The sequence below is a fragment of the Algoriphagus pacificus genome (genome assembly GCF_017254845.1).
GTDB lineage: Bacteria > Bacteroidota > Bacteroidia > Cytophagales > Cyclobacteriaceae > Algoriphagus > Algoriphagus pacificus.
The window spans coordinates 680,789-703,802 of sequence record NZ_JAFKCU010000003.1 but is presented as its reverse complement, the minus strand read 5'-3'; the positions used below and the strand labels follow the sequence as shown (position 1 = coordinate 703,802).

Annotated in this window: 19 protein-coding genes; all 19 read right to left on the bottom strand. The window is 39.5% G+C overall.

Translation table 11 applies throughout. The features are described from left to right. Positions 1-1,043 precede the first annotated feature (1,043 nt). Positions 1,044-1,841 (bottom strand): cation transporter, encoded by a 798-nt coding sequence (locus J0A69_RS15550; RefSeq protein WP_206587693.1) that lies wholly within the window; start codon positions 1,839-1,841, stop codon positions 1,044-1,046. Further along, positions 1,841-2,440 (bottom strand): methyltransferase family protein, encoded by a 600-nt coding sequence (locus J0A69_RS15545; RefSeq protein WP_206587518.1) that lies wholly within the window; start codon positions 2,438-2,440, stop codon positions 1,841-1,843. The genes J0A69_RS15550 and J0A69_RS15545 overlap by 1 nt, the downstream gene beginning before the upstream one ends. 3 nt (positions 2,441-2,443) lie before the next feature. Beyond that, positions 2,444-4,612: a TonB-dependent receptor gene (locus J0A69_RS15540; protein ID WP_206587517.1), complete on the bottom strand. Its 2,169-nt coding sequence runs from the start codon at positions 4,610-4,612 to the stop codon at positions 2,444-2,446. Positions 4,613-4,672: 60 nt separating this feature from the next. After that, positions 4,673-5,083, bottom strand: a complete 411-nt coding sequence (locus J0A69_RS15535; RefSeq protein ID WP_206587516.1) for a Fur family transcriptional regulator — start codon at positions 5,081-5,083, stop codon at positions 4,673-4,675. Next, positions 5,080-7,140 (bottom strand): Piwi domain-containing protein, encoded by a 2,061-nt coding sequence (locus J0A69_RS15530; protein ID WP_206587515.1) that lies wholly within the window; start codon positions 7,138-7,140, stop codon positions 5,080-5,082. Before J0A69_RS15530 ends, J0A69_RS15535 begins: the two co-directional genes overlap by 4 nt. An 11-nt stretch (positions 7,141-7,151) precedes the next feature. Next, positions 7,152-8,129, bottom strand: coding sequence for a hypothetical protein (locus J0A69_RS15525; protein WP_206587514.1), 978 nt, complete (start codon positions 8,127-8,129; stop codon positions 7,152-7,154). A gap of 3 nt (positions 8,130-8,132) precedes the next feature. After that, a complete protein-coding gene (locus J0A69_RS15520; RefSeq protein ID WP_206587513.1) occupies positions 8,133-11,396 on the bottom strand; it encodes a type I restriction endonuclease subunit R in 3,264 nt (1,087 codons plus the stop codon). An 86-nt stretch (positions 11,397-11,482) separates the two neighbouring features. After that, on the bottom strand, positions 11,483-11,992 hold the full coding sequence (locus tag J0A69_RS15515) for a hypothetical protein (RefSeq protein ID WP_206587512.1): 510 nt from the start codon (positions 11,990-11,992) through the stop codon (positions 11,483-11,485). Then, entirely contained in the window at positions 11,989-12,696 is a 708-nt protein-coding gene (locus tag J0A69_RS15510) for a DUF3800 domain-containing protein (RefSeq protein ID WP_206587511.1), read from the bottom strand. The genes J0A69_RS15515 and J0A69_RS15510 overlap by 4 nt, the downstream gene beginning before the upstream one ends. A gap of 22 nt (positions 12,697-12,718) precedes the next feature. Next, a complete protein-coding gene (locus J0A69_RS15505) occupies positions 12,719-14,227 on the bottom strand; it encodes an RNA-directed DNA polymerase (protein ID WP_206587510.1) in 1,509 nt (502 codons plus the stop codon). Positions 14,228-14,267: 40 nt separating this feature from the next. Continuing rightward, positions 14,268-16,514 carry an N-6 DNA methylase gene (locus tag J0A69_RS15500; RefSeq protein WP_206587509.1) on the bottom strand — a complete coding sequence of 749 codons (2,247 nt, stop codon included), beginning with the start codon at positions 16,512-16,514 and terminating at the stop codon, positions 14,268-14,270. After that, on the bottom strand, positions 16,507-16,803 hold the full coding sequence (locus J0A69_RS15495) for a helix-turn-helix domain-containing protein (protein ID WP_206587508.1): 297 nt from the start codon (positions 16,801-16,803) through the stop codon (positions 16,507-16,509). The genes J0A69_RS15500 and J0A69_RS15495 overlap by 8 nt, the downstream gene beginning before the upstream one ends. A gap of 161 nt (positions 16,804-16,964) precedes the next feature. Further along, positions 16,965-18,701 (bottom strand): DUF3987 domain-containing protein, encoded by a 1,737-nt coding sequence (locus J0A69_RS15490; protein ID WP_206587507.1) that lies wholly within the window; start codon positions 18,699-18,701, stop codon positions 16,965-16,967. A gap of 94 nt (positions 18,702-18,795) precedes the next feature. Continuing rightward, on the bottom strand, positions 18,796-19,716 hold the full coding sequence (locus J0A69_RS15485; protein WP_206587506.1) for a BT4734/BF3469 family protein: 921 nt from the start codon (positions 19,714-19,716) through the stop codon (positions 18,796-18,798). Next, the gene (locus J0A69_RS15480) at positions 19,703-19,999 is read right to left on the bottom strand and encodes a helix-turn-helix domain-containing protein (RefSeq protein WP_206587505.1); all 297 of its coding nucleotides are present in this window, start codon (positions 19,997-19,999) and stop codon (positions 19,703-19,705) included. Before J0A69_RS15480 ends, J0A69_RS15485 begins: the two co-directional genes overlap by 14 nt. Next, positions 19,996-20,295, bottom strand: coding sequence for a helix-turn-helix domain-containing protein (locus J0A69_RS15475; RefSeq protein WP_206587504.1), 300 nt, complete (start codon positions 20,293-20,295; stop codon positions 19,996-19,998). The genes J0A69_RS15480 and J0A69_RS15475 overlap by 4 nt, the downstream gene beginning before the upstream one ends. A 198-nt stretch (positions 20,296-20,493) precedes the next feature. Continuing rightward, the gene (locus J0A69_RS15470) at positions 20,494-21,519 is read right to left on the bottom strand and encodes a DUF6617 family protein (protein WP_206587503.1); all 1,026 of its coding nucleotides are present in this window, start codon (positions 21,517-21,519) and stop codon (positions 20,494-20,496) included. Next, the gene (locus J0A69_RS15465) at positions 21,516-22,610 is read right to left on the bottom strand and encodes a site-specific integrase (RefSeq protein ID WP_206587502.1); all 1,095 of its coding nucleotides are present in this window, start codon (positions 22,608-22,610) and stop codon (positions 21,516-21,518) included. The genes J0A69_RS15470 and J0A69_RS15465 overlap by 4 nt, the downstream gene beginning before the upstream one ends. Then, complete coding sequence (locus J0A69_RS15460; protein ID WP_184497459.1) at positions 22,607-22,960, bottom strand: helix-turn-helix domain-containing protein; 354 nt, start codon at positions 22,958-22,960, stop codon at positions 22,607-22,609. Before J0A69_RS15460 ends, J0A69_RS15465 begins: the two co-directional genes overlap by 4 nt. Positions 22,961-23,014 lie beyond the last annotated feature (54 nt).

Genomic DNA, 23,014 nt, shown 5'->3' with positions numbered 1-23,014 from the left:
AATAACTCTGTAGATTAGGTACAAATAGCAGATGATAAAAAGTAATGAGGGTGGTTTTATAAATGGGTATTGAATCTTGTGCGGAAACGCAGGTAAAACAGCCTTGAGCTAGCGTTGGCCAAGCGGAAGGTTGGAATGGAGAGAAACGGAATGGAAACCTGTAGCTGTGTGTGCGAGCCGCCTGCGAGCGGAGCAAGGGTGGTGGCTGCAAAAGCCCGAAGAATGAGGGCGGCAGACGCCTACCGTTTACGGCAGGGCTGGCGTGTTTTTTTGCATCAGGGTCGGCAAAGGCAAGGGTAGCGACTGAACGGAACGAAATGATTGTTGGAAAGCAATGGAGCAATAACTGCCTGCAATAGCTTTGGTAGGGTTTGTATTTTTTGATTGGAGTACAAACCCATTGGAGGAGGATTGCAGGCAGATTGCGGAATGACGGTGCGTTGGCTCGTGTAGTGAAGTGAAAGAGCTATTCTTGTGAGCGGTGCTGAAAGTGGCTGAGTTGAAGGAATGAGGAACGAATGACTGAAACGAAGCGACTGAAAGCACATTGGGGAAAGCAAAAAACATGACAGCCCGATCAGCCCGCAGCGACCCGCAGGCGAGCAAAAACAATAAGCAGCGGCAGACCCCCAATTAAAAATATTGTGAGTGTAGCGAACACCTTAGAAGGGGTTTGGGGGGATGAAATAGCTGCGAGTGAGGAAGGAGAGAGTGTGTGAAGCAAAACAAGTGAACGGCAGTGAGTGAGCACCTACTGGAGCGCAAACGAGCTGGTAAGTGAACGGTATATGCAAGGGCGACCGAAGGGAGTTCATTTTATAACCCTTGCAGATATGTTTTTGCGGAACAAAACGGAACGACTGACGAACACCGCTTTACCTGCGTTGGGGGGTGCGTTGGGAAAAGCAAGTGTGGCACGGTATGGAATGTAGCGCAGCGCAATGGAATAACGTGCTACTCTTGCTGTGTGGTGCAGACGGTTGGTAAATGGAATGAGGCACGAATGAAATGCACCTACCGTAGGCACAAGGCCGTGGGAGGGGTTACCTTGCTAATTTGAGTATTCGAAATGCACCCCGAATGACTATCAAAAAGACTATTGAACCAATTGCAAGGTCAGGAATTTGACTGCCCGTAAAATAGACAAGTGTACCGGCTATTATCACACCAAAATTTATAATAATATCATTGGAAGTAAAAATCGCTGAAGCCTGCATGTGGGCTTCTTTGCTTTTGGATTTTTGAATGAGGTATAATGATAAACCATTGGCTATTAAGGCAAGAAATGAGATTAGAATCATGGTTTGAAATACAGGCATTTCTTCTGAACCTATAAAACGTCTTATTACTTCAATTAATCCTATTATGGCTAGAAGTAATTGAAAATATCCACTCCATTTCGCAACGTTCTTTTTGCGAATAGCAGATTGCCCGACTGCCATTAAACTGAGTGCATACACAATGGAATCAGCCAACATATCTAATGAATCAGCCACTAACCCCATTGACTTTGAAATCCAACCAAATAGCATCTCAATTACAAAAAATGAGAAATTAATCAGAAGTACTGCCCATAATAGTTTTCGTTCTTTTTTGGAGTCTGTTGAGTAGTTTATTGACTGTGTCGTTTTTGATTCGGAAACTAACTTTGTATCCAATTTGAGATCTTCTAGCAGATTCAATATTTCAGTTGAATTGCCATGGTGTATTACTGTTAGTTTTCTGTCTGGAATTTCAAAATCAAGCTGCTTTATGGAATCATAATCGGATAGCTTCATGCGAATCATTTGCTCTTCCGAAGGGCAGTCCATTTTAGAAATATGGAATATTGTTTTTCGCATCAAATCCATCGTCTCACACTATTTTTATATATTTGGTATGCTTTACCATGTGTTTCAAGTAAATACTCTTCTTCTAACCTTACTTGAACTTGTACGATTATTAACATTACTACTGCCAATGTAAAGCTTAGTGTATTTGGAAGTATGAGAAAAATTCCAATGTAAAATACCACTACGCCTAGGAATACTGGGTTCCTTGAGATAGTAAATACCCCTTTATCCACTAGCTTGGTCTTTTCGTCATAATCAATGCCAATACGCCAAGAATCTGACATTTGAACTTGGGCGATTAATGTCCAAAGAAATGAGATTAGCAATAGGGCTACACCGACCATTTGTATTGAGTTCCATGATAAAATAGTGATAGGATTCAAAAAATAATAAACAGCTGGTAGATAAGAGTAGCAGACAATAGTTACAGCCATAAAAAGAACAGCCATTTTGTAAATGAAACCGAGGTAGTCATGTGCTTTCTCGGTTGAACTGAAAACAAAAGGATTAACACCCGATTGCCGCCATACTATGATTGAGCGAAGCACAAACACTATGAGCAAATATGCAACGGTTATAATAGGAGTTATGATTTGGTAAAAGTCCATGGTTTAGAAAATGTTAATTTTCACGCCACCATTAAATACAAAGCCTGGAGTTGGTGCCCATATATCATTGAAGGTTGGATTTGAGATTGGAGCATTTACAAGTGGCTCAAAATTGGTTTGCATTGTATTGGTGAAATTCTCGAAGTTGGCAAATAAGGTAATGTGTTCAAAGTGTTTCATCACCATAAAACCCATTGTCCAATAGTCCGATTTTTGATCAAAGCTGTTATCAAATTGCCGACCTGTGTAGTAGAGTTCGTAGCCAACTGACCAATTGTCTTCTAATTCATACATCAGAATGAAACCTGCCATACTCTCAGGGGTTAAGGGCTGCTGCTTATTTATATTGTCGTATTTCAGTTCTGTGTTGGTATAGGTGTAATACATAAATAATTTAAAGTCTTCGTATGTGGTTCTAATCGAAGTTTCAAAGCCTGAACTTTGAATTGGGCCATCGGCATTTTCATAAAAGTATGTGCTGCTTGGTACATCTTCTCTTAGGACTAATGCTTGGTTGAGCTGCGTGAAAAAGAAGAGTTGGTTAATGGCAAAAGTGAATTTGTCTAGTACAATAGTTTTATAGTTGAAGTCAATATTCCCACCAATGGAGGTTTCGGGATTGAGTGAACTTGTGCTAATCGGTGCTATATCTCTATAATAAATACGCTCCGCATCTTCTGTAAATAGCGTTGGAAGTTTATAACCCATTGCACCGCTTATCCTTGAAGAAAACTTATTACTGTGCTTGTAAAGTAGTGCAAGTCTTGGCAATACAAAGGGGCCATGTTCAATGTTGTAATCAGTGCGTAAGCCACCTTCAAAAACAAATCTTTCACCTAAATTCCTTGTGTTCTGGACAAAAGCACCAAACGTATTGAATGTGTAATCCTGAGCGCCAAGGCTATCGGGATTGTTGTCTGTGAAAGATTCGTAATAATGATTCACTCCTAAGTGCCATTCATTTTCATCTGATTTGTCGAGTTTTAGAAATGCTTCTGAAAAGCTGGATAGCTGCTGTCCATCAAATAAATATTCGGGAATAGTTAATTCACGGTTGAACAGGCTTATATTGTTTTTTAAAATTATCTCACGGTTTTCCTTTTGGTTCTTGAAAAGGAACTGAGAATTATACCTTTCGGATTTATTTACTTCCGTAAAGACATTTTCTATCTCAGGATTGCCATCAATCACTTTCATATCTCCACCTGTTCTTTCATCAAGGGTTGCACCTATACCAAGCGAAACTTCTGTATTCTGGTTGGGGTAGTAAAACAATCGTGGATTTAAAGTGATAGACTGTGATTGAGGCATGTTTGAGAAACCATCATCATCAGGATCGTATGCTTTTTGATTGTTTCCCGACCCATACATGGTTAAACCTAGTTTGCCATACTTCTGGGCATAGAAGATATTTCCTGTAGTTCCCAATGCACTTGTTTGGTCAATCATTATGGTAAGTTCAGGTTCTTCTTCTGGGGTTTTGGTAACTAAGTTTACAATACCTGCAATGGCTCCACCCCCGTAGAGTGTTGAATTTCCTCCTTTAATGATTTCAAATTGCTTTAAGTCAAGTGGCGGGATCTGTAAGATTGATAGCCCGCCTGCAAAGCCGCCATATATCGGTGCACCATCGCGCAGCATTTGAGTATATCTGCCGTCTAGTCCTTGAATGCGTATGCTCATGTTTCCTGAACTCAAAGAGGTTTGTTGCATCATAATACCGGGGGACTCCCTTAGTACCATGCTTATGTTTCTTGAGTTCATTGCTGCTTTCTCACCAAGCTCTTCTAAGGTAATGGCTTCTATACGAGTTGGAATGGCCTCAATTGTTCTTGAAGAACGGGTGGCAGAAACAATTACTTCTTCAAGTTCTTTAGCCGATTCCATGATAATAACCATTGTTTTACCGTTTGATTCGGGAAAAATTAGTGTCTTGGATTGAGGCTCATATCCAACATAACTTATTACAAAGTTGATTGAGCCGTTGGGAATATTTTGAAGGTGGTACTTACCTTCCGCATCTGTTATCCCACCATTTGTCGTTCCGTCAATAACAATAGTTGCTCCAATGAGGTTTTCACCTTCTTCATCATTAACCTGAAAGTAAATACTGTTTTGCCCAACAGCCGAAACGCTAAGTAGAATGAAAAGTGATAGGAATGCGTGCTTCATGTTCAAGTTTTAATTCAAACACAAAGCAAGCTATTAAGGAGTGCAATGCCATTGCAAAGTTTAGGTACAAGTAGAACAAATGCCTTCAATCAGATAATTGGCAAAGTTTGCTTTAAAGCCATTCGGTAAAGTTGGAGTTGCAATAGGGGTATCCTTTAGGCAATATGTTTTTTCACATTTAGTACATAGGAAATGGATGTGGTTATCTTTTAAACTGCAAATACAATCATCATCACAAAGGGCATACTTGATTGCTCCGCTACCGTCATTGATTCTGTGTACCAAATAGTTTTCTTGAAATGTTTTGAGCGTTCTGAATATGGTTGACTTATCAGCATTCTCGAAAAGTACTTCAATTTCATTCAAACTTAAAGCACGATTTTGCTCCATTAAGCATTGTAATACCAATAGCCGCATAGCGGTAGGTTTGATATTTTTGTTTTCTAGTTTTTCTTCTTGTAAGGTGCTCATAAAAACCAAAGATTGTCCTTCCCATAAGGAGGTATGTCATTACCAATGAAATGGGGAGCTATTTGCGCCACCATTTCAGGGTATTTAATTGTGACTGGTAAATTCTGTTGCCTCACTGATTTCCAGTACATCCTGCTGAACTGATACACCTGATCAATCAATTCATTGACCGTTTTGGTGTCTTTAGTAAGTTCTGGATTGGAACATTGGATTTTGAGTTTGATTGGAAAAGGAAATCCATCTGCTTTTGCTACTGGACCACTATTGTATCTTGTATTGTTGAATAGTAAATATTTGTCTCTTCCTATGCCTATGAATGTGCCACTGTCGGGCATTAGTCCGTTCCAGCTGCTGTCAAAGGCTACAATGTCTTGCGATTCTGTTTTGTTGATGGTAATGATAAATACCGGAATATCGAGTCCAAGGTCTGATAGCTGTTGGATAATAGGCTCCATTTCATTCTCACTCATTGTTTTGTAGAAATGAATAATGAGCCTATCAGGTGAGGCGTTGACTGTAGCATAATTTTTCACTGCATCACCGATGGAACCAGCAAGGATGTCAATTTCATCTCTTAGGAAATATTCAAATCGGTTAAAACGCCCATTATTGGTAAAACTGAAAGCACTTCCAATATATTGAACTCCTATATCCACATGCCTAAAAGCACCAACACCAACTACTAGTTCATTTTTGATAGGAGTGTTTAATCGCCACGGAATACCATCTAGCTTTGCCAACATAGCAACTGCAATATTTGGTAGGCTGTATTTCCAATTAAGACCCTGTTCTACCATTTTTTTAGGGTCTATTGCTTGAGAGGTTATTCTTCTTTTAAGAAGTAGTTCCTTCAGTTGGTAGTAAATTTCTCTCTTTGGTTTATCCTTCTCAAACTTGCCGTACGGAGTGATGTATATGGCTATGTATCGAATTTCAGGATCAAAGCTTCTTTTAATCAGCTCTTTTTCAATCTCAGGAATTGGGTTGTTCTTATCCTTGAAAACTATACTGAATCCTTCTTCTGTATGGAAATGGAGACCAACAAAACTTCTCATGCCTTCAAATGAAGCTAAGCCGTTTTCGAAATGATCTTTTATGGTGAAGGTGTGGTTTATGTCGTCTGAATGGACAATGAAAAATAGATGAATATTTGGGTATGGACTTTTCTTGAATGGCTTTAGATTTTTTAGTGCATACTTTGGTGTAGTGTCCGGCTGACTATTACCAAATAATAACTGGTTACTTTCTTCGGATGTAGTGTCTATTCTGGACGGATTTACAGCCAAAAACCCTTCATCATTCAGCTTAATGAACCTTCCAAACTGTTCCTTTTTAAGGTATTTTGAGTAGAACCCTTGAATGTAGCGAAGGTATATAGGATAACGATTTTCTCTTGTTGGCGCTTCTATCGGAATACCTAAAGCAGCTTCAAGCTCTTTGTTAATTACTGGAAAGCAATTTTCAGGATCGATGAACTCATTTTCCTGGCACTTTTCCCATTTATAAAAGCTTTTGTTGTGCAGAACCCTGTTGAAATGCTTGGGGCTAATAGTGGTAATTAATGCTGCCGCACTTTGCTTGCAAATTTTAGACTGCCCATCATAAGACAACACAATCTCTGGATAATTGCTCACAAGGGCAATTTGAACTTTCAATGAAAACTTTTCATAGACATCATAAAGACTTTTGCTTCCTGAACTGGATTTAAGCCAAATTTGATTTTCATTGACGAATCCAGTACGGACAATTTTGTCTGCTACCTTTCTGAAATAATAGTTTATCTGGTTATTAAAGTAACGTTTCGCAAAATCAGGGTTATCTGTTTTCAAATTTATTTCCAACGGCTTAAAACCATCTGCTGCATAACCAAAGGTTGTATAAAGCTTATTGGTGCTGTTGCGCACAATATTTGGAAACAGTTTCTCAACTTCATTCGGGAACAGCGTAAAGTAAAGTTCTTGGCACATCCCATTATCTGTATCTGAGAAATACAGTGTGACTGGCTCTTCTGGCCATTCAAAGGTCAGTATATTGAAAAATAGATTTTGATCAGTCATAGGCTATTATTTTAAAAAACATGGGAGAGTTTTTTTGCTTTCAATATTTTTTCAATCGAAGTATATCTAGGTGCTTGTGGTGCAAGCCCTTTTTTATCTTTATCCAATGTAATGGGGGATATAGTTTTTGGCGAATCTTTGAAGTACAGCACATATTTATTAGTGTCTTCCCATTTTTCAATTGAGGCAACTTCTGCATAATGGGTTATGGCTGATACTGGAGCAACTTGATAGGCTGCTATATATTTAATCTTATCCAGCATTGAAGCATTGATACGAATGGCATACCAACGGTTATTATTCAAAAATTCTTTCTCAAAACCTTCTTCTCTTGCAGCTACTACCACTGTGTTAAGTTCTTCTGGTTTTAAGGTGGTGCTTTTTGATTCGGATATTGCCCTTATTTCTGCATTGAAAGGGGTAAATTTGTAGATCGAATCTTCGTTGTTTTTGAAAGTCTGAAACTCAATTATATCTGTATCCATTGTGAGCTGACTTAAAACATTTTCCAATTCTGGGGTAGTTTGATCGATCACCACAATAGCAGCTACTGGCTTCTCAAATATGATACTCTCCAAAAAGTCATCTATATTTCGATACCCTGCTTTCTTTAAGCCTTGTTCTGCTTGTTTCAATGCCTGTTCATTGGCAATCAGATGTTCCAAAAGGAATGACTTTATCTTTCGCCCACTCGCTTTATATGAGATTGCAAATTTGAGTAGCTGTGAACCGATGTGCTTGTAGGGATCGTGGCTGGAAAGTTCATTTTCTATGATGTAAAGCCTTGGCTCTGCTACGAATGAAAAGTCAATTAGGTATCCATCCGGAATTGTTATTATACTATCACCAATGCGCTTTTTGATGTCAATATAAATACTGGAATCACCAAAAATGTGCGGTGCTTGTTGTACAATAATTTGCTCAAACTCCTTTTCGGTATTGTATTCGTAGTATCCGTATGATTGTCCAGCTTGTAAAAGTCTTTCCATTACTTATTTACTTTTGTCTTTTGTGAAATGATCTGCCAATAATTCAGCTTGTTTCAGAACTGTTTCTATTGCTTTAGGTTGTTTGTCTGGTGGGTAACCGTACTTGTTCAATGTTCTACGAACCAACACCATTAGTTTTGCTCTTACACTTTCTTTAATAGTCCAATCTATTGAAGCATTCGAGCGAACTTTATCAGTAATCTCTCTAGCGATCATTCGCAAAGCATCATCACCTAATACTTGAACAGCACTGTCATTTACTTCTAAAGCATCATAAAAAGCTAGCTCATCTTCATTCATGCCCATTTGTTCACCACGTTTGTCTGCTGCCTTTATCTCTTTGGCCAAGTCGATTAGTTCTTGGATAATTTCGGCAGTGGTCAACAAACCATTTTGATATTTCTTGATTGCTGATTCTAGCATTTCCAGAAGTGCCTTGCTTTTGACTAGATTGTGCTTTGTGCGGACTTTTATCTCATCATTAAGCAGTTTTTTAAGGAGTTCAAGGGCAAGGTTTTGATGCTTCATTCCTTTAATTTCCATTAGGAAATCTTCGCTTAATATGGAAATTTCAGGTTTTTGCAGACCTGCTGCATCAAATATATCTATTACCTTATCTGAACTTAGGGCTTCATCAACCACCTGTTTAATTGCAGATTCCATATCGGCATCTGACCTACCACCACCGGAAGGAGTATCAAACTTTACCAATCTTGCTTTTACAGCTTGAAAGAATGCAACATCATCTTTTACCGCCAATGCATCTTCATTTGGAACAGAAAGAGCGAAAACCTTACTCAAAAGTGTTACTTCTCTAATGAATCGTTCTTTCCCTTTGTCAAGCCCTAAAATGTGTTCTTCGGCCTGAAGAATTATTGACAATTTTTCGCTAGGCGATGCTGTAAAAAATCTTCTGTAGTTAAATCTAAAGGCATTTTGATAATAGGCAAGTGGTTCTTCAACCAGAATGTCAGATTGTGACTTACTCTGTTCATTGAACATTTGCTGAACTACTTCCAATTTCTCCATGAGCATTTCTACAGCTCTCTCTTGCGTTTCCGTTGGATCTCCTTTGCCACCTGAATCTGAATAAAAGGAAAGAGCCTTCTTGAGGTCTGTAGCAATTCCTAAATAATCTACTACTAGGCCACCAGGTTTGTCTTTAAATACCCTGTTAACTCTTGCTATCGCTTGCATTAGGTTATGTCCACGCATAGGTTTATCTACATAAAGCGTATGCATACTTGGGGCATCAAAGCCAGTGAGCCACATATCCCGAACAATGACCAATTGCAATGGGTCATTAGGGTCTTTCATTCTGTTGGCTAATGCAAGTCTTTCTTTCTTTGAGGTATGATGCTTTTCCATTTCTGGACCATCAGAACTGGAGGCTGTCATGACTACCTTGATTATTCCTTTTGATAAATCATCATCATGCCAAGTGGGACGAACTTTAATGATTTCCGCATATAAAGCAGCTGCAATCCTGCGACTCATGGCCACTATCATCCCTTTACCTTCAAATACAGATTGACGGTTTTCAAAATGAGTTACTATGTCCTGAGCAAGGTTTTTCAGTCTGTCAGGATGCCCCACTATGGCTTCCAGTTTAGTCCATTTAGCCTTGGACTTTTGCTTCTCTGTGAGTTCTTCCTGTTCTAATTCTTTGTCAAACTCTTCAATGATTCGCTTGCCTTCATCATCCAATTTGATTTTTGCTAAACGGCTTTCATAATAGATTCGTACTGTAGCACCATCTTCCACCGCATCAGAAATGTCATATACATCTATATAATGACCAAAGACCGCAGGTGTGTTCTTGTCTTCACCTTCTACAGGTGTTCCTGTAAAGCCTACATAAGTAGCTTTAGGAAGTGCGTCACGCATGTATTTAGCAAAGCCGTAGGCTATGCGTTGGCCTATTACTTCTTTGGATTCTTTATCACGTTCTTCTATAATTTTTGCTTCAAATCCGTATTGCGTTCTATGGGCTTCATCAGCAATAACAATGATATTGGTACGATTTGAAAGCAGGTCAAAAATTTCTTTCTTTCTTCCAGTCTTATTTCCATCATCGTCAATTATTTCATCCGGTAAAAACTTTTGAATTGTCGTAAAGACAATACCCCCAGAGGCTACTTTTAGTAACTCCTTTAAGTGGTCACGATCTTTTGCTTGAACTGGTTCTTGCCTGAGTAACTGTTTGGATGAAGCAAAAGTGTCAAAGAGTTGGTCATCTAAATCGTTCCGATCTGTAATGACCAGAATTGTTGGATTATTTAGTGCCTGAACCAATTTGCCCGAGAAAAACACCATTGACAGAGATTTACCAGAACCCTGTGTATGCCAGACTACACCACCCTTCCTATCTCCATCGGGGCGAGAAGCAATACTTGCGCTAATCAATGCCTTGTTTACTGCAAAGTATTGGTGATATGCTGCTAACTTTTTAACTGTTTCAATTTGAATGATCCCAGTTTTAGCGTCTTCCTTTCTTGATTTTTCAAAGACAATAAAGTTGCGAACCAAATCAAGTAAGGTGGATGGGGTTAGCATCCCTTTAATCATGGTTTCAAGTTGCGGTTTGAACTTAGATGCTTCTTTATTGCCATCCGCTGTTTTCCAAGCCATGTAACGGCTGAATCCAGCCGAGATAGTTCCCGCTTTGCATTCGTGACCATCTGATACGATACAAAAGGCATTGTAGTTAAACAATGTAGGGATGGTCGCTTTATAGGTTTGGATCTGGTCAAACGCCTTTCTTACGGTTGCGTTTTCGTCTGCTGCATTCTTGAGTTCAACTACTACCAAGGGAATGCCGTTGATGAATAGCAGTATATCAGGTCTTTTGTTATTGTTGTTTTCGAGAATGGTAAATTGATTCACAGCAAGGAAAGAGTTGCTTTCTGGTCTTTCAAAATCAATCAACCAACAATAGTCGTTTTTTTCAACTCCGTTTAAACGGTATGAAACAGGGATGCCGTCCGTGAGAAAACGATGAAAGTCTTCGTTGTTTTTGAGCAAATCAGGTGATTGAATCCGTTCCACTTCTTTTATTGCCTGAAATATGGCTTCATTTGGTAACTGCGGATTTATTACAGGAAGAATCTCCTGGAGCTTCGTGCTTAATATGACCTGCCCATAATCTTGCCGTAAAGGATTTTCACCATCATGGGCAATGGCAGGGCCATGAAGATATTGGAAACCTTGATTTTCCAGTTCTTCGAGGGCATAAAGCTCAATTTCTGATTCGGTTATCTTGCTCATTTAAACTTTTCTATTGTTTCATTCGTTCTAATTGCATACATTTGCACTATCTCAATGACCATGTGTCAAAGGAGAAAAGAGACCGTTCAGTTACCCTGAGCGGTTTTGGCTTTTATATAGGCTTCATATTCATCAATTAGCTTTTTCTGTCTATTACTATATTCTACCAGATAGGCTGTCCACGGCAGAATGTAATCACCCCGATCTTCCAGTACTACCAAATAGGCTTCTGCTTCATGGTAAATCAATATCCTTTCTTTGTTGCCCCTTTTGTTGCGCCATACCTTTAGATATGGATGTGTTGAATTATCGATCAAGGGCCTAGGAAAAGGCATTCGCTCTAATCTTCTCAAATTTGGCAATCTATCGGTCTCAATATCCCCATCATGTGTGAAGTGATAAAAAGTGTACTCTTTTCCTTCTATATATGGATGTTTTTTTAGTGCCAACCTTTTTCCTTCATATCTCGGGGAGCTATCAATAAAATCCCTTTTGAAAATTGCGTAAACTGCTTCCAAATAGGAAGTAAAGTCTCCACCATATTCATTCAGAGTGATTATTTCAGGAAGTTCCAATTCGTTCACTGCTCCACTCATACTGCTCTTGGTTTCCAGATGAATAAATTGAATTTGTTCTCCTTGTAGAGGGTAGATTGAGTAAGTGAATACCCAGATCGCTTTTTGATCCTATCAATCAGTGCCATTTTACCAGCATTTGAAGACAAACCCCTGTGTAAATATGATATGGCTCCTGTAAGCATGTCTGTTATTTGGAGTAACTCTACTTCATGGCTATGTACCTGTTGAATCTTTTGAACAATCTGCTTATGATAATCATAATGATTGTTGCGCAGTACATTTTGAAGGTGCTCTACTTTTTCCTGACTCTTCGTGTCCTTAATGTCAATGTAAATGTTGTATGCACAATCGGGACTTAGGATGACCTTCAATAAATCGAAATACATTTTATAATAGAAGGTATCATGATCTTGGTTAAAGGCTTCATGATTAAGGTCTTGTTTATTAGGTACTACCAAGGCTCTGAAATGAATGTCGTCATCATCAAAAAAGTAATTGATAATCTCCATGTAAAAAGCAACTCCAGCCGGAGATACTTTATTCCACTTGATTTCAAAATCGGGTTTAAAACCATGCTTGACTTTGATTTCTCTGATGCGGGTGAATATTTCTCGCCTTTTGGCGGTAGGACACCAAGTCGCACCGAGCACCATTACCTTACTATTGTCATTGGGTAAATGGCAGCTTTCATCACAATATATATTGTATTCTAAACGCAACATGCTTTTTTATTTTAATCTCATTTTACTCTTGATAATCATACGCCTTGGCTTCAACAATATTTTCCACTTCATCTTCTGTAACTACCGCTTGTAAGGCTTCCACACTTGCATAATCAACAATTGGCGTGTTATCAATCACTGCTTTAAGATTGGCGTTTAGCCAATCGGTATTCCAAATCGAAGTAGTAGGAGTAAGTACCTTATTGCAAAGTGCTTCTTCATACACAATTGAATCATCAATTTTGAGATAGAGCCTTTGTAACCATACCTTCAATAGGCCAGAGTTCGGTATCTGTTCAAACTTGCTTTTTATTCGGCCTATCGTACCTTTTCTTTCATTTTCATTTTCAATTTGATTGAGAAGAAAAGTGAGTATAGCAATCGCAGTTGGAGAAACCCTTGGGTTTCGATAGGCGATTTCCACCACCAAACTGATTAATGTATGAATGTTTGGGTCTTCACGCTCACTATTTTGTATCACTTTAAGGAACTCTCTCATTTGCGTGTCCAGTGTTCCGGAATTAGGAAACTGCTCTGAAAGCAAGTGCATTTGAATGAGCCATTTCTGTTTGTTTTCTGTGATACGCTTATTTGCTATCCAATACCTTTTGTCTGGTTTAATTGAGCTTTTAATTACGTTATCTGATGCTTCTGTTTTATCAGCATTCAGTTTCAGCCCCATTTCAGAAAGTATCTCCGAAAGGGCTTTGGTGATCTGGTCAGCTTCAAATGGATTGTTGGAAAAAATGCGGTAGTCATCACGATAGCGCAGGATGCGATAATTGGTGATGCCTATTTCATTGATTTTGTCTGTGAGCAATGAATCAACATAACCCAGAACCATTTCGGCAATAAAATCCATTAAGCTGCTACCTTGAGGAATGCCATTTGTTTGCCCGAAACTCATGTCCTGAAGGTGGTTATCAATAGCTACACCAATCAACGCATTCCTATTTCTATTCTCACGTCTTTTGGCTACTTCTTTGGTGTGCAATGCCCAAGGGACTGAGTGAGTGTAAATCGAACCATAGCAGTCTGAAATATCCGTTTGAAGCATGTACTGATAATCCAGTGCCAACGAAATTGAGCGTTGTTCAATCAACTGCCACCAAGTATAGATTTGAGCATCTTTGTCCGTTTTGTCTTCTGATTCTGAGACGACAGGAATACTATGGCATTCTATTTTATCATTGGCACTGAATACTGTAAATCGTTCTTGGATAAGGGTCCAATTATCAGGTTCAGTAATTCGATGCACCAATGACACATAAATGGCTGGGTGGATCAGTTGAAACGGTCTCCAGGCATATTTACCATCCTTGTTAGTTAGTAGCTTATAATTTATGTCGTCAAAATCTCTTGGTGAGGAGGCTCTAAAATCTGAGAGAAGGCTTCCATTCAGATCAGCATGGATATTGTTTAGTACATCTTGGAATGTGAAGTACAAAGGCAAGTCAAAGTTGACATAGCTTTCTTGTTTCAATAGAAAGGCTCTTGCTTCTTCTGCTGATAGTTGAATTAGTCTTCTCATAATTAATATTTGTATTGATCAAACTTTAGCTCAAAATGCTTTATTTATCGAATTCATAATAGATGTTTTCAAATCCTTTGTGCATTAAATTTTTGAGAAGGCTTGACGTATAATTCATCTTATTTTTCAGGTCGAATAGAATACTTAATTCATTAGATATGGCTTGTTGAACATCATCAGGAGGAAGCAGAATAATTTCGCTATCTAGATATTCATCTAATTGGAAGTTTTTTATCCCACTTGGCTGGTTTTCGTAACGAGTTGTTAAGCCATCATCATAAGAAAGCATCCAATAATAAAAGAACCAATAAGGATTAACTGCACTAGGGTTTAAACGAATTACTTTACAGAAATTACTGCATATCAATGGCATGCCAAAAAAATCTAAAAGTTCAGGAGTTATAAATCCAATCCTTCCAGTAGGCTGATCTTTACTTCCCCCGGACATCTCCACAACAATATCACCTGGAATAAGGGAGATTTCTTCCGCTTTATCACTAGATATATATCTTGTTGGTGTTTTGTGTAAGTTAAATAATGGAATATTAGGTAGATCGGTACCCCTGATTACTTTAACTGCAATATTATTCTTTTTAGGCTCTGCATTTCCCCAATTGCCCGAAATCACTGTATCTACAATTTCATTCAGCTCCGTTGGAACCCATTTTGACTTATCATATTTGCTATCATCAAAAGCATTGAAGTAATTTTCCTTAAGGCCATCTGATTGAGTGTCCAAAGAATTTAAGAATGAACCTAATTTATTGACATAACTTGTTAACGTTGCTAAATGATCTTGAACATCAGATTTGAAAGGTATTTCTCTGTGACGTTTGATTCTATCTATATATCTATTTGGGGCTAGAATGAAAGATTTTGCCGTAATATCAGCTTGTGACACAGATTTACAGAAGCCCGGTGTGTCAGAATAGTTTTCTGATGAATTACGCCAATCATGATAAGTATTGATAATTAACGCCAAGTCTTCATCAGATAACTCTCTTTGTGTACTTTCTATCATTGTGCCCAAATTGTAGGCATCTATCATTAAAATCTCGTTAGGTCTCAAACCATAATTTTTGTTCAAAGATTTATTTCGTCTTAAAATCCATATGTGAACAGGTAAAGTTGTATTGTAAAACAGCTGTGTAGGAAGTGCTATAATGCAATCAACTAGATTAGCTTCAACAATTTTTTTTCTTATTGAAGATTCTTGCTGGCCTTTATTGGAAGCAGCTCCACCATGCATTACAATTCCAGCAACACCATTCGGTGATAGGTGGTACAGAAAATGTTGAAACCAAGCAAAGTTCGCATTGGATGCTGGTGGCACGCCAAAAATCCATCGTCCATCATTTCTAAGCAACTCGCCACTCCAATCACTATCATTAAAGGGTGGATTGGCAATTATAAAATCAGCTTTTAAATCTTTGTGTGCGTCATTCAAGAAAGACCCTTCATTATTCCATCTTACGTTCGAACTATCAATTCCACGAATTGCTAAATTCATTTTGCATAAACGCCATGTGGTCTCATTGCTTTCTTGACCGTAAATAGAAATCCTATCTGATGGATTTAATTGAAGTTTATTTTTTTCAGCATTGTAGTGGTCTTGATGATATTGAACAAAACGATCACTTTGGACAAACATCCCGCCAGAACCACAGCAAGGATCAAAGACTCTGCCTTCGTAAGGCTCAATAAGTTCTACCAATAATTCAACAACATTTCGAGGGGTGTAAAACTGACCACCCTTTTTCCCTTCCGCAAGTGCAAATCGGCCTAAGAAATATTCGTAAATCTGCCCTAAAACATCCTTACTGCGTGAAACCTTGTCACCAAGTGCTATCGTACCTATTAAATCAATAAGAGACCCAAGACTTTGTTTGTCCAAATTAGTTTTTGCATAAACCTTCGGTAAAACTCCTTTTAATGAAATATTGTCTTTTTCCAAAGATTCCATCGCATCATCTACATCTTTACCAATAGTAGGTTGTTTCGCTCTACCCATCAGGAAAGACCAACGGGCTTGTGGTGGAACATAAAAGACCTTTTCAGCTACATACTCGTTTTTGTCTTCCGCATCAGCACCTTCATATTCTCCTTCACCTGTCTTTAACTTCTGGTACAATTCTTCAAAGGCATCTGAAATGTATTTGAGGAAGATTAAGCCCAACACCACATGCTTGTATTCGGCAGCATCCATATTCTTACGGAGCTTATCTGCTGACTTCCAGAGTTTCTTTTCGATTGATTCTTCTTGGATGTCTTTTTCTTTTTTAGCCATTTAGGTTCTTTTTAAATTGTTTTTCTACAAACTTCAAGGCTTCAAGAGCCTGTGGCTCGTCCTTAATATCATCTGTGATTCTATCTGCAAGCCAAAGGAGGGTAAGTTCCTTTTCGTCCGCTTCAAGGAACTCAGCAATCTTGGTGATTTGATCTCGTTGCGCCTTTCTCTCTCCACGTTCCAGTTTGCTAATTAAAGCAGTATCCACTTCGATGAAGGCGGCTACCTGTCGCATCAGAATGCCTTTTGTTTCCCGAAGCTCACGAACCCTATTACCTAGATAATTCATTGCCGTTCATTTGACTTGTCAATATTTGTCAAATATAAGAAAAGAAAGGTGTAGTAAAAGAAATTACCTGAGAGATTTTGAAATCAGGAAATTAAGGAAACAGGGGATACTCAGGAAGCTAAGTCCTTAACATCCTTAAAATCCTGAGTTTCCTTATTTGGCTAGTTGGTTGGTGTAGGGTTGTCATCTACTGAAAGGTTAATGTAGTGGTCTTGCATTTCTCGATGGATCAATCCTTTTTTGGCGAACTCAGTGATGTAACCTTCCGCAGTTTTGTCGGCAACATTCAATGCCTTGGCAACTTCCAAGTATTTCTGACGGTTGAAGTTTTTCGGTAAAGCTTCCAAAAACTTCTGCTTTCGGTTTTTACGAGACGGGGGCTTTTCATCTTCCGGCAACTCATTGAATACTTTGCTCGAATGCTTCACCAGTACTTTAACCATACTGATTGCAGCTTGAAAGTCTCGCTCTTCACAGACCATCTGGGAGCTGGTATCACCAGTTTCTAAAATTCGCAAAGCCGTAAAAATCATACTGATGCGAAAGGCAACTAAACCCATTCTACGAACAGTAGCCATGTAGTCCAACCCTTGCAAAGCAATGTATTGATCTTGGACTTGTGCGAAAAACTGATTGAATTGGTTTTTCTGTTCTGCTGTCAAACAAAATTCTATTTCACTACCGGATTTAAGTATCTTGAATAGTTCATAAAAGCGAGCGCCCAAGGCATCAAAGTGGTCATCTAAGCCGTTTTCGGTAGCATCTGCGAACACATCTTTCCAGTTGGTCCTTACATTCATAAAATAGAAGATGAAACGGCTGAATAAGCCGTTTTCAGCATTTGGAATCAAAGCAGAAATCTGTTTTGGTGTTCCTGAAAGCACTGCCGAAAGGCAGGGGCTTTCTATATCCACCATTTCACGGTCGGTTCTTCGATAGTAGGAGATGGTTTCATGGTGGAAAGCTTTGCGGAAGCCTTCACTATAATTGCCGTAATCACTCTTGAATGCTTGTGATAGTGTATCACCTTCTGTTTCAAAGATCAGTCCTTTTCCATCACTATCATTCAACAGTTGATAAGCACCAGTAGAGCTATTGTTGGCAGGAATGAAGAGCATTTTTTCGGGTGGTTTACCGGGTTTTTCAACACCTTCTTCTTTACCCTTTTTGGCGTTGTATTCTGCCAATTCCAATTCATATTGCTGCTTGAGCATTTTGGCTTGTTCCCGCAGTTCTTTATGTATTGGTTGCACCAATTGCCTACAAAGTACCATGCGGCCTTTACCTGCGGATGCCTGGGCTGTGACAAACAGAAATAGATTAGCGAAAACTTTTCTACCGTCATACTTTCCAAAGAATTTTGGCAAACATGCACTGATTGCCACCAAGGAGCCTAAAAGCAATAAATCTCTTTCTTCTTTTGAAGTGGCTACTTCTGTAACTTGTTGCAGAAGTTCAGGAAGCTCAGGAAATATAGTATCAGGAAGGTTTGGAAGTGTTTGTGGAGGTTCTTCTTTTTTTACCTTTTCCTTACTGATTGGTATTCCTGCTTGCTTGGCATGGTAAAAGAAGGTCTTTAGGGAAATTCCCTGACCTTTTGCCTTTAGGCAGTTGTCAAACTGCCTATCACAATCATTGGCTGAATAGTCTGCATAGAATCTGCTGATTCTATGGAAATAGTCACGCCCTGATTCGCCAAATTCGTCAGCAAAGGCAAACCCGATATTTCGCCAATCGCTGTAAGCGGTGGCTATATCAATCTGGTTGGCTTCAATTTGCTGAATGATCTGCTCAACATCTGAAAGATTTGGTTGAGGTGTATTTTCTTTTGGCTCTGTATTTATTTGTTGCTGGCTTGGATTTTCTATCCAATCCTGCGGATTAAATGTTTTTTTCATGGCTCTGTATGTTTTCAATGGTATTCAAGAACCCAAATCATGTATTCGCTATGCGTTGCATTAGTGGTATGATTTGGGTTTGTCTTTCCATTACTTATAGGTATTTAGGATTAATGAAAATCTGCGGATCGTGTGGCAGGAAACATGCTCTGGAAATGTCTTTACCCGATTGATCTACTTCCAACTGATAAGTTTGCTGGATGTAGTTCGCTACCGCTTTGAAATAGTCTTGATGACCTGCTTTAGTCAGGTCAATAGGAATTACCCATTTGAGTCCATCACCCGAAGGAGATACGAATAGTAGCTCCGTTTCAAAGTATAGATCTTTGAGTAATTCAGACTTCAAACTTGTGATGTCACGCACATGGTCAAAGTCGATGGTCAATAGCCCTGAATGCTTCCTAAGGTTCTTGTCATTCCGTTTGGAGAACGTGCCTGAGAAAGTCACATAATCGAATTGGAAGGCTTTATACTTCCTTGCTTCTTTCACATCCTGAATATTGCGGAGTGCATTTGTGCAGCTTTCAAATTCATCTCCTTTTATCATTACATAAGCGTCCACCAAATCAATCTCTTTTGTTGGGTTGATATTGGTTACTGGCTTCTTGAAGTAGCTGAACACGGGAACTTTTGGCTTTGGCAGTTCTTGAACAACCACTTGCGCTTGTTGCTCTATCTGTTCGTAAAATCCATTCTTCTGACCAATTCTCAGGTGTAGTACTTCGTTCAGTTTTTCATTGAGATCCTGACCAGATAAGCCGAAATGCAATGAGGCAAAATCAAAGACATTGCCTTGCGCAATGGCTTGATCTGTATCGGTGTGCGTAGCACAACCGTCAACCACTTTTACTATCAATGAAGACTTGTCTGCATTGAAAGGGTTCTTGGCAGGTTTGCAGTCCCTTCCCGAAAAGGAAAGGACTGTTTCACCAGGATAGTACTGTCGCAACACGTAGGCATAAATATTCAGGCCGTAGTGCGTTTTGTGTAAAATGGCTTCTCTACTTACTTCCATGACCTGCAGATTTTGAAGGTTGGTAGTTGGAATCCAGCATCATTTCAATGTCAGATACCTTGTAGTAGAATTTGCCATTGATTCGGCTGTAAGGCAACACTCCATTATCCCGCAGGGATTGGAGCGTTCTCTTGCTGATATGCAGCGTTTGCATCACATCCTGCCCATCAATCCACTCTTCTTTAAAACTCTCTAAGCGTGATTTATGGTAGTTCTGCAGGTATGCTTTTATGGTCTTCATCTCCTGTGAGAGTGACAGGATTAGTTCAATAATCTCTGTCATAGCTTTACTCTCCCTTTTTTGATTAAGTAATCCGCTGCTTGTTGTTCTACTTCTTCAGCAGACAAAGAGCGGTTGCGCAGCAACCAGTTTTCTAACTCTGTTCTTTTGAAATAGAGCTTTTTACCGTTCGGCTTGTAGTGCGGTACATTACCCGCACTTGTCAGTTTATAGAGGTGTGATTGAGACAGCTCTAAATACTGGCATGCTTCATTGAAGTTTAATACTTCCTTACTGTAAATCCCCTGGCTCTCGATTAGGCGTTGGAGATTTTCGAGACGTTTTAATATTTCGTCCATGTTCTTATCATTTAAGAATTTAGAAATGGACTCTAGCGCTAAAGTCATCCTTGATTGTCAAGGACATAGCAAATGTCAGAAGAGGTGTCTGGAAGTATTGAAAATGGAAATTTCAGCCCGTGCAACAGGCTGAAATACAGACGCTTTTGAAAAATAGTGGAAATTTGGAATGGTAAATTGACGGAAAATTACCGCAATTTAACCGAGGGGTAATTTGGTCAACCAGTACTGAGAATCGATGTATTCGGCTAATTGATCCGGGTTTTGTCGGTAGGTTCTGAACTGCTTGTCAAGATTTGCTTGGTAGCGGTGGTCAAGGAACTTCCGAATATCAACATCTTTTATTTGCTTGGTTGGTTGGAAGGTGCGCTGATGGAAATAGCCTTTATTGATCAACTGGTGGTAAATGGCAGCCATTTCGTTTTTCATGCCATGCTTGTCAACAAACTTGTAGTTCTCATCAATGTACCCGTTTTGAAAAAGTGACTCTTCGAAGCTTGCGAATCGAGTAGGATTTTTTATGATTGCGTCATAAGAAAGAATGCCTTTACTCGTATCTCTAAAGTCATTGGTAAGTGCCTTAAAAGTCTTAGCTGCTTGCGCTATTGCTTTCGGGTTTGAAGGACTAGCTATTTGTATTGGCACTGCTTCTGAAACATGTGATGGATTTGGTGCAGTGTGATTAAAGTAAGTCAGATAAATATCGTCTTCCGTAAGCGGTTCTTCCTTTAACAGTTCCGGGTATGAGTCCTGGATTTCCAGATACAATCTTACAAGCTGATGTTTCAAATAGAAAAGAATGTACGCACCATCTGCAATGGAGGTATCGGTTGGTAGTACTCCAAACGTTGGGTCGTATTGATTTGGTGAATATTCCTGCTCCTGAATTGCCTGTGCCGTTTCACGTAGCTTTTCATTTAATGTCCGGGTCAATGCCATGTGAACATGGTATTTCTTGGCGTTGGTATTGATGCTTTCACTCACCTGCTTGTGGATGTAATTGAGGTACTCAAGGGCTTCAGCATCTATAAGCGATAGGAAGTATTTCCGTTTGTTGGTTAGTGCTTTGGGGAATGATACTTCATACAGCGGTTGCACCTGATAGAATGCCTTTTTAAGGTCTTGTAAATCTTGCTTAAACTTCAGTTCTGAAAAACCCGACAACAACCATGGGCGGAGGTCGAGAAACAGAATCCGGTTGTATGTTTCTAAAGATGCGCTCATAAGTCCAGTTTGATTTTGTTGGCTGCTTCCTTCTTCTTGTCGTCAATGATTTTCGCATAGACTTGGGTTGTTTTCAGCTCCCTATGGCCTAAGAGCTTTGAAACCGTGTAAATGTCTGTTCCCATTGTAAGCTGCAATGTTGCGTAGGTATGACGGGCGCAATGGAAAGTGATTGTTTTGGAGATTCCGGCTTTCATCATCCATTGTTGCAATTTCAGGTTGTGCCATGCCGAATACTTCAAACCTTTGAAAACTCTTTCTTCTCTTTCCTCACGTTCTCCGAGCAAGCCGAAGGCTTGTTCTGAAATGGGTAGGGTTTCCGCTCCTTTGGTTTTCTTCTGTCTAAACCGGATGTAGTAGCCCATTTCATTTGAGTGCTGCACCTCAGACCAAAGGAGCTTATTTATATCTGACCAGCGAAGCCCTGTAAGGCATGAAAAAATGAATGCCGTTTTCAGGATGGGAATTTCACATTCTGCCTTTACTGCTGCTTGCAGCTCATCCAGTGTCAAAAACTCTCTTTCAGGTTCTCCTTGCTTGAAAGCTTCTACACCTTCAGAAGGATTGGTTGGAATGATGCCATCTTTTACGGCCTGTTTTAGTGCTGCCCTAAGCTTGTTGAAATAGGAGTACTTGGAATTTTGAGATAGTTTCTGGTTTCCGTGGGCTATGGCCTTCTTATCAAGGTATTGTTTGAAGTCCTGGACAAATTGCCTGTCAACTTCGGTGAAAGATAAATCATAGGTGCAAAAGGCTTTCAGGTGTTTAATCATGCTGGTCCAATTGCCATGATTGCCGGGGCTGTCGTCTCTTTGCTGCGCAAGCAATTCAATGTAGGAAAGGAAGCTGCCTTTTTGCTTCTCCTGATCACGAAAGCCATAAACACCGTTTTGGATTTCGATTTGTCTTTGCGCCCTGATGGTTTCTGCAAGTTGCATGGTCTTTTTATTGACCTCTTTTTCCTCCTTGGTCTTTGCATTGGGGTCGAGGTACAATTTTAGGTACTCGGTTTTCCGCTTTCCCTTGTGGTAATAGTCGAGGTATAAGCTGGTCTGTCCGCCCTGGTTGCGTTGTCTTAGTGTTACCTTCATATCTGAAACAGTTTATCGATTTCGGTTCTCTTGATGATTGTGCGACTGCCAATCTTTGCCGCTCGAATGTTTCCGGCTTTTATCTGCCGATAGATTGTCATGCGGCTTGCACCTAAGAGCTTGCAGGTTTCCTCTACACTGAGAAAATCTTTGTCCTTCAACTGTTCCTGATTGTATTCAATTCTCTGTACCACGATAGGGGCGACCTCCTCAACCTTTTCTTCTCGCTTACGCTTCTTGTAGTTTCGGGAGGCGCACTTGTGGCTGCAAAATTTGGTTACGGTTGTCTTTGCGATGAAAGACTTTCCGCAGTCCTGACAAATCTTTGGAACTTCTATACTGCTGCTCATGGTGTTTTCCTTTTTGGCTTAAAAATGTCTCAGAGAATATCCCTTTGTATCGGG

Bases quoted from the DNA above. Each gene is read 5' to 3' on its own strand.
- J0A69_RS15550 (WP_206587693.1), bottom strand. From the start codon at position 1,841: ATGCGAAAAACAATATTCCATATTTCTAAAATGGACTGCCCTTCGGAA.
- J0A69_RS15545 (WP_206587518.1), bottom strand. From the start codon at position 2,440: ATGGACTTTTACCAAATCATAACTCCTATTATAACCGTTGCATATTTG.
- J0A69_RS15540 (WP_206587517.1), bottom strand. From the start codon at position 4,612: ATGAAGCACGCATTCCTATCACTTTTCATTCTACTTAGCGTTTCGGCT.
- J0A69_RS15535 (WP_206587516.1), bottom strand. From the start codon at position 5,083: ATGAGCACCTTACAAGAAGAAAAACTAGAAAACAAAAATATCAAACCT.
- J0A69_RS15530 (WP_206587515.1), bottom strand. From the start codon at position 7,140: ATGACTGATCAAAATCTATTTTTCAATATACTGACCTTTGAATGGCCA.
- J0A69_RS15525 (WP_206587514.1), bottom strand. From the start codon at position 8,129: ATGGAAAGACTTTTACAAGCTGGACAATCATACGGATACTACGAATAC.
- J0A69_RS15520 (WP_206587513.1), bottom strand. From the start codon at position 11,396: ATGAGCAAGATAACCGAATCAGAAATTGAGCTTTATGCCCTCGAAGAA.
- J0A69_RS15515 (WP_206587512.1), bottom strand. From the start codon at position 11,992: ATGAGTGGAGCAGTGAACGAATTGGAACTTCCTGAAATAATCACTCTG.
- J0A69_RS15510 (WP_206587511.1), bottom strand. From the start codon at position 12,696: ATGTTGCGTTTAGAATACAATATATATTGTGATGAAAGCTGCCATTTA.
- J0A69_RS15505 (WP_206587510.1), bottom strand. From the start codon at position 14,227: ATGAGAAGACTAATTCAACTATCAGCAGAAGAAGCAAGAGCCTTTCTA.
- J0A69_RS15500 (WP_206587509.1), bottom strand. From the start codon at position 16,514: ATGGCTAAAAAAGAAAAAGACATCCAAGAAGAATCAATCGAAAAGAAA.
- J0A69_RS15495 (WP_206587508.1), bottom strand. From the start codon at position 16,803: ATGAATTATCTAGGTAATAGGGTTCGTGAGCTTCGGGAAACAAAAGGC.
- J0A69_RS15490 (WP_206587507.1), bottom strand. From the start codon at position 18,701: ATGAAAAAAACATTTAATCCGCAGGATTGGATAGAAAATCCAAGCCAG.
- J0A69_RS15485 (WP_206587506.1), bottom strand. From the start codon at position 19,716: ATGGAAGTAAGTAGAGAAGCCATTTTACACAAAACGCACTACGGCCTG.
- J0A69_RS15480 (WP_206587505.1), bottom strand. From the start codon at position 19,999: ATGACAGAGATTATTGAACTAATCCTGTCACTCTCACAGGAGATGAAG.
- J0A69_RS15475 (WP_206587504.1), bottom strand. From the start codon at position 20,295: ATGGACGAAATATTAAAACGTCTCGAAAATCTCCAACGCCTAATCGAG.
- J0A69_RS15470 (WP_206587503.1), bottom strand. From the start codon at position 21,519: ATGAGCGCATCTTTAGAAACATACAACCGGATTCTGTTTCTCGACCTC.
- J0A69_RS15465 (WP_206587502.1), bottom strand. From the start codon at position 22,610: ATGAAGGTAACACTAAGACAACGCAACCAGGGCGGACAGACCAGCTTA.
- J0A69_RS15460 (WP_184497459.1), bottom strand. From the start codon at position 22,960: ATGAGCAGCAGTATAGAAGTTCCAAAGATTTGTCAGGACTGCGGAAAG.